This window comes from Phyllobacterium sp. (genome assembly GCF_037994425.1).
Lineage (GTDB): Bacteria > Pseudomonadota > Alphaproteobacteria > Rhizobiales > Rhizobiaceae > Phyllobacterium.
In genome coordinates this window covers 1-6,650 of sequence record NZ_JBBNAM010000295.1, presented here as the reverse complement: position 1 = coordinate 6,650, position 6,650 = coordinate 1, and the positions used below count along the sequence as shown (strand labels likewise).

Annotated in this window: 4 protein-coding genes and 1 pseudogene; 1 reads left to right on the top strand and 4 read right to left on the bottom strand. The window is 59.1% G+C overall.

The features are described from left to right. Positions 1 to 141: 141 nt before the first annotated feature. Positions 142 to 318, bottom strand: a pseudogene (locus AAAB35_RS19990) (IS630 family transposase); the annotation flags it as partial. 577 nt (positions 319 to 895) lie between these two features. On the opposite strand from AAAB35_RS19990, the gene AAAB35_RS19985 reads away from it, so the two are divergent. After that, the gene (locus AAAB35_RS19985) at positions 896 to 2,416 is read left to right on the top strand and encodes a mechanosensitive ion channel family protein (RefSeq protein WP_340670027.1); all 1,521 of its coding nucleotides are present in this window, start codon (positions 896 to 898) and stop codon (positions 2,414 to 2,416) included. Positions 2,417 to 2,639: 223 nt separating this feature from the next. Here AAAB35_RS19985 and AAAB35_RS19980 read toward each other — a convergent pair whose 3' ends face one another. The 3 genes from AAAB35_RS19980 to AAAB35_RS19970 all read right to left on the bottom strand — a co-directional run. Further along, a complete protein-coding gene (locus AAAB35_RS19980; protein ID WP_340670026.1) occupies positions 2,640 to 3,617 on the bottom strand; it encodes an HlyD family efflux transporter periplasmic adaptor subunit in 978 nt (325 codons plus the stop codon). After that, positions 3,614 to 5,968 carry an ABC transporter permease gene (locus tag AAAB35_RS19975; RefSeq protein WP_340670025.1) on the bottom strand — a complete coding sequence of 785 codons (2,355 nt, stop codon included), beginning with the start codon at positions 5,966 to 5,968 and terminating at the stop codon, positions 3,614 to 3,616. Before AAAB35_RS19975 ends, AAAB35_RS19980 begins: the two co-directional genes overlap by 4 nt. Next, the coding region (locus AAAB35_RS19970) for an efflux RND transporter periplasmic adaptor subunit (RefSeq protein WP_340670023.1) at positions 5,950 to 6,650 on the bottom strand (701 nt) is incomplete at its 5' end. The genes AAAB35_RS19970 and AAAB35_RS19975, both read right to left, overlap by 19 nt.

Sequence of the window (6,650 nt, the reverse complement as noted above, 5' to 3'; positions counted from 1 at the left end):
GTTCGCGACGGCACACTTCTGGTCAGGCGCAGGACTTTCTCGGGAGCGCGCGCGGACAAGTCGGCGCTGGGCGACCTGACACGGCTGCTCGACAGGGCGCCCGTCGAAGCCCTCCGCGGCAAAGCGTTCCTGCCAACGCTACACGCAGGTCTTGGACTTGCCGGTTTGCCGTATTATGTCGACAGTGCCCATGCCCTCGGCACTCGGCAAGATGATCCGGGCACGCCAACGTACTTCTTGCGGCGTTGCGATCCCTGATCAGCGCTGCCAGGTGCTGGCGATCAGTCGGCGAAACGTGAACGAGATTCCTGTGCGTATGCCCCAGACTCGCACGCGTACACCAGGAAGAGAATCCCGAACCGGACTCTTATTTCAGCCGGAAACACTAGCTTGGGGATTCGATCATCCCTCAAGTCCATTTGCGTGCGTCATCGAGAAGTAAGTGAATAGCGAGTCCCGGCGGGGCAATGGTTGGGGTTGCCGGGACTCACCATGCCCAGTGGGTAATCGGGCCATTATGTTCTGATTGATTTCTCAACGGATTGCAGTTCAAAAATTGTTCGGCGCTTTAACGAAGCAGGGCGGCGCCGAACGCGCCCGTCCCCCGGCTTACGCGAAGAACGCAGGGGATCTTCCTGCCATGTTCGCCGGACAGGAATCTTTCGGCCTACGGAAGACCCTTTTGCGATCACTTCGTCCGCTGACCACCTGCGCTCGAAACATCCAAACGCCATGCCCGTCATTATCACCAATGGATCATCAGGCTTGATCATCGAGCAGCCGACCCGTTTGCAGATCAGACACCGATGTGCTGCAGGCTGGAGTGGCTGTCTGGCTGACGTGCTCTTTCAAGGGCCAAGTTGCAAGCTTGTAGGACTTGCCGAAGCATTCTAGCTTGCGATGCAACATGACGTTTTCAGAGTTGATTACCGATCCGATCATCCAGGCAGGGTCCCTCGCGGCCGCGGGAGCGCTTGTCTCGCGGGTCGCGCTGCGCAACAATCCGCGCTTGCACCTGATTTTTCAGGTTTCGTTTTTTGCCGTGCTGACCGCTTTATTGCTTTATCACGGCATCGTTCCCTACGAAGCGGGACCACCCACCGCCTCGGCTGTGCAGAAAGTTTTCATCGGGATCGCAAAGATCATCTGGTGGATCAACGCCGCCTGGGCGCTTGTCGGGTTTGCGCGCGTTTTCCTGATATTCGAGCGACGCCCCCGCGAAGGCAGGCTCATCCAGGATCTTGTCGTCGGCATCATCTATCTTGGAGCGGTTCTCTCGGTTGTTTCCACCGTTTTCAGCCTCCCCGTAGGCACACTTATCGCAACATCCGGCGTCCTTGCCATCATCCTTGGCCTAGCTTTGCAGAGCACGTTGAGCGATGTCTTTTCCGGCATCGCTCTCAATCCTGGACGACCCTATACGATCGGCGATCTGATCGTGCTTGGTGATGGCACCGAGGGCAGGGTGGTTGAAACCAACTGGCGGGCAACGCATCTTTTAAACGGCAAGAACGACCTCGTCATCGTGCCCAATAGCGACCTCGCCAAGGCAAGGCTGATCAACATAAGCAGCCCGGATCGCAGCCATGGCGTCACGCTCAGCGTGCGATTTGCGGCAACCACGCCGCCGACGGCGATCATCGATGTGATGCGCTCGGTCCTTTTAAGTTCGACGACAATCCTGAACGTTCCTGAACCCGGCATCCAGATCCTGTCGCTCGACGGTTCGGCGGTGGAGCTTGAACTCTCATTTCGCGTTGCCGATATCGCTTTGGCCGGAACTGCCCGAAACGAAATTTTCGATCTGATCTACCGCCATAGCCTCGCCGCCGGCACGCCTCTGGCGACGCCTGCCCCTCCGCCTGCATCGCTCGCAGAAACAAAAGCCCCATCCCCCATGCGCTCGGCTCAGATGCGACTTCTCGATGCCATCCCGCTGTTTAAGACACTCACCGAGGACGAGAAGGAAGTCCTTGCCAAATCCATGTCACGCCGGACCTTTCGCAAGGCCGATATCATCGCCGAGCAGGGCTGTGAAATGACGTCACTGGTGATTGTTCGCAGCGGCGTCCTGGAGGTTACGCGCAAGGAGGACCATCGGCAGCTGGAACTGGCGAAACTGGCACCTGGTGACTACTTCGGCGAAGCGAGCCTTCTGGCCGGAGGCGGAGAGCCCGGCACCGTGCGGGCGCTTGCCTTTAGCGTGGTTTATGAAATTGAAAAATCAACCCTGGCACCGTTGCTCCACGACAGACCAAGTCTCGTCGAGGAACTCGGTCTCATATTGTGCCGGCGGGCAGAGGCAGAAAAACACCTTTTCGATAACAGCAGTGAAATCGCCGGCATTCACGCGATGCCGGGCCTCGTCAACAAGATCAGACACTTGTTCGAGATTTCTCATGTCGAAAGGAACTGAAACAAGCTGCGGCTAAGCAATCGATCCTTTTAAGAGATCGGCCATGCACGACGTCGCCAATGCGCCGATCCAGCAACGGACTTGACGCAGGCAGCTGGACCCTCGGCCGGTCGGATCGGTGCTCGGGTTGAAGATGCTGCGGACCAAGAAGAGGGGTTGTTTAACAATGTCGGCTGCCGGTTCGGCGTGGCCTTCGTATCGGATGACGCCCACGTCCAGCCGTTCATTCAAGCCAGACTGTCATTCCGGGCTCGAGTTCTTCGGCTTTTGAAACCGGATCGAACCTCAGCCTGAAACTGTTGAGGTCGTGGTCCCCAACTGCGCGCGCCGCGCGCCACGTGGCAAACTCACCGAGCGGCCGCACCTCGGTGACACGGACATCGATTTTCGATCCGTCATCCCTCGTCAGCGCGGTCTGTGCCCCGACGTTCAGGCCTTTCAGGAAGTCCTCCCGGAGCGTAAAACTGAACCATCTTTCCCCCTCAATATCGATTGTGACGATGGGCTTGCCGGGTGGAATGATCTCGCCAACTTGGGAGACCTGAATCCCGACCACGCCATCGACCGGCGCGGTCAATGTGGTCTTGGCAAGTTTGGCCTCAAGTTCAGCGAGCGAGGCCTCAGCCAGTGCGACATTGGCGTCGGCAACCTGCCGCTCTTCGTTCGTGGGCCCCGCCTTGGCAGCCGCATATTGCGCTCGCCTGAGGTCGAGATCCGCTTGCGCCTTGCCGAGCGAGGCAACGTTCTCGTCGTGCTGTTGCTGGCTGGCAAAATTCCTGGCAACAAGCTTGGTTGAACGCGCCACCTGCTGTTGCGCGAGAAGAAGGTTCGCCTGCGCCGTATCAATACTCTGGGCAGCAATTGCCACCATTTCGGCGCGCACGCCTGAGTAAACGCGGGCACGCTCCGCTCTCGCGCTTGCAAGCGCTGCTTGCGCCTGCGCCACGGACGCCGAAAGTTCCGGGTTACTCAGCGTCGCAAGCACTTCGCCCTTGTGAATGCGTTGCCCGGGCGTGACAATAATGGATCTCAGACGCCCCGTGATCTCGGGAGCAATGCGTATTTCGGTTTGGCGCACCATCCCGGGGAACGCTGCGACTTGCGGCGTTTCCCGGCGTTGCCCGATATACCAGATGGAACCTGCAAGCAAAGCCAGCACCAGGGCGACAAGGGCAAGCCTCATTGAGCGAGATAAAATCATTGCGCAGTCCTCCATGCCGACGTGAGCCGCGGTGCTAAAACGGCAAGACCTGCATAGATCCCGGCGAGGATCCACAACCTCACCCAATCATCCCAGACATCTCGAACGGATGCCCCCATCTGATTGACGCGGACCAGTGCATCGATGCCCGACGTGCTTGGAAAGATCTTGCTCATTGTGCGAATAGACGAGGGGATCGCTTCTAGCGGCCAGGCAACCCCGACAAGAAAGAACAGAGGTAGGCTAATGGCCATAAGGAGAAGCACGGCGGTCTCACGCCGTCTGAACCATGAGCCAACAAACTGCCCCATGAAGCTGACAGCCAGGATGAACGGTATGGCAAGAGCCAGGAGGTCAACGAAGTGTCTGTTCGAGGAGAACCCGTAGATACGCGGCAACACGATGAGATAAAGGGCAAATCCTGGCAGCGCCAGCATCAGGTGGGCGAGGGCATGCCCCACGACAGAAGCGAGTGAACTGCGCAGCCGGCGCGCCGCCTGGCCACCGCGCTCATAGGCAACCCCGCCAATCGTGGCAGTTCCCATCAAGAGCGTCTGCTGGAGGATAAGCAGAAAGGCGGCCGGAACGATGTAACTCGCATAGCCCCCGGTCGGATTGAACAGCGGCTGATTGAGCACCTCGATCGGAGAAGTCTTGACAAGTGCCGCCCGGTAGAGGCTGCCGTCGGAGCGTGCGCCGCGCGAGGTGACATCCGCACTGACCGTCCTCGTGGCTTCGGTAATGCCCTGCCAGGTTCGGTTAAAGAGCAGAAAATAGGCTGAATCGGCGTAAGCTGCCACCCTTGCCTCGGCGCCCTTCATGACCTCACGCTCGGTTCCTTGCGGAATGCCGACAATGCCAAAGACGTCTCGCTTGGCGAGCATGGCCTGGGCTTCGACCAGCGTTTGTGGTCGGGCCGCCACGCGAATGGCTTCGTCGGCATCGAGCGTCTCGATGATCGTCCGACTGAGATGCGATCGATCGCTGTCGACGACGGCAATCGGTATCTTGCGGATCAATTGGCCGACATAGGGTTGCGGATAGAACAGTCCGTAGATAATCGGGCCAAGAACAATCAGGCCAAATGCACCCTTGTCCCGCAGGATGCGTCCGTATTCTGCCTGAAATGCAGCAACGATACCCGGCCTTGGGGAAGGCTCTGCCTTTACGGTTTCCTGTTTCAGGGCAAGAGGATTGCGAATAAGCCGGGCCAGGAACAACAATGCCAAGGCGAAGAAGATGATGGCGAGTGTGCCGAGATGCATGAAGGGCTCAACGGAATCGCGTGCCGGGACGCCGCGCGCGGCCTGATCAAAAAGAATCTGGATATACCAGCGCAGCGGCAGTAGCGAACCCCAGAAGCGTCCGAACGCTCCCATGGCGAGGACCGGAAAGCCGACGCCTGCAAATCCGAACGCCGGCGAACAGATGATGGCGGTCAGCGTCAGGCCAGTGGCAAGATTTTTCACCAAGAGTTGCAAGAGCGATCCAAGCGATAGATAGGCGATGATGAGCATGCAGGCCGCAGCGACCATCATGACGGGATCGCCACGGAATGGAATGGCGTAAAAACCGTGAATGATGACCATGCCGATTGCCATCATCACGATGAAGATGCCGAAATACGGAGCAAACTTGCCGACGATCGCCACCATTGCGCTGTTGCCGGCTGCGGCAAACCAGTCGCGCCTGTCGCGCGATCCGAACTCGGACCCGACAGCATAGCCGCCGGCGATGGCAATGACGATGTGAAGCACAGTTGGCAGGATCGCCCGCAGCAAAAACTGGGCATAGTTCAGCGCCGGATTGGTCAGGACATATTGTTCCACCACAAGGGGACCGGGCGTGTAGGCGCCGGATCGGCTCGCTGCCGGCAACGCCGCCGTCGCGGCACCGATAGCCGACTGCAGGGCACCCGAGGCGATGTTGCCCGGCGTGAAATACTGCTTGTTGTAGAAAACGACCGTCTGCGGCCGCTTGCCCGCAGCGATGTCACTTTCGAAGTTCCGCGGAATATAGACGGCGGCAATCGCCTCCCCGGACCGGATGGCATGCATGGCATCATGAAGGTCTGAGGACCTCTCGGTGACATTGACACCCGGGGCCGAACTGATCGCCTGGACATAGGTCATCGATGTCTGCGAGCGGTCCTGGTCGACAACGTCGACCTTAAGGTCGCGTATCACCGCATTGCTGAATGTTGCAGCAAGGATCGCAAAGGCAATGAGCGGAATACCCATGACAACAAACAGGGCCACCCGATCGCACCAGATCCATTTCACCTCGCGCGTTGCCACTGCAATAACGCCGTGACGAGGCAGTTGCAGCGGCATCAGCGTGATCCGTTCCATTGCGCATAAACGCTCATGCCGGGTCGAAGATCAGGGATCGGCTCTGCCGGGTAGGCGCGAACCTCGAATGTTCTTAGATCGAAGTCGCCCGTTGCACGTGTCGCGCGCCAGCCGGCATATTCGCCGCGGGTCGCGATCGTGCGGACGACAACATCAACCAACCGGTCGCCAAGAGCCGGCACCCGGACATTTAAAGTGTCGCCCACCTTGAGGCCTTTGACGAGGTCTTCGCGCAGGTCAAAGCGAACCCAGACATCGCCCAGATCAATTAGCGACAGGAGCGGAACGCCCGGGGAGACGTATTCGCCGACCTCTGTTCCGACCTGATAGACCTGCGCCGCCAGCGGCGCATTGACGGTCAGTTCCGCGATCTGGGCCTTAAGGGTGGCAATGGCAGCGGCCGCCTTGTCCATATTGGCCTTGGCAACGCCCCGCTCCTCAACCGTGTACCCGGCCACTGCCTCGTCATAGGCGAGTTTGGCCTGTTCTGAGGTCCGCTTGGCGACCTCAAGCGAGGCGGTCGCTTCGTCGAGCTTCTGGATCGAGGCAAATTCGGTCGAGGTCAGCTGTTTCGTACGGTCATAAACCTGCTGCGCCAGCTTCTCGCTTGCTTCTCCCGACGCCACCGCCGCCTTGCGCTCAGCGATCACTTCGGCGCGGGTTCCGACCTCGATGCGTTTGA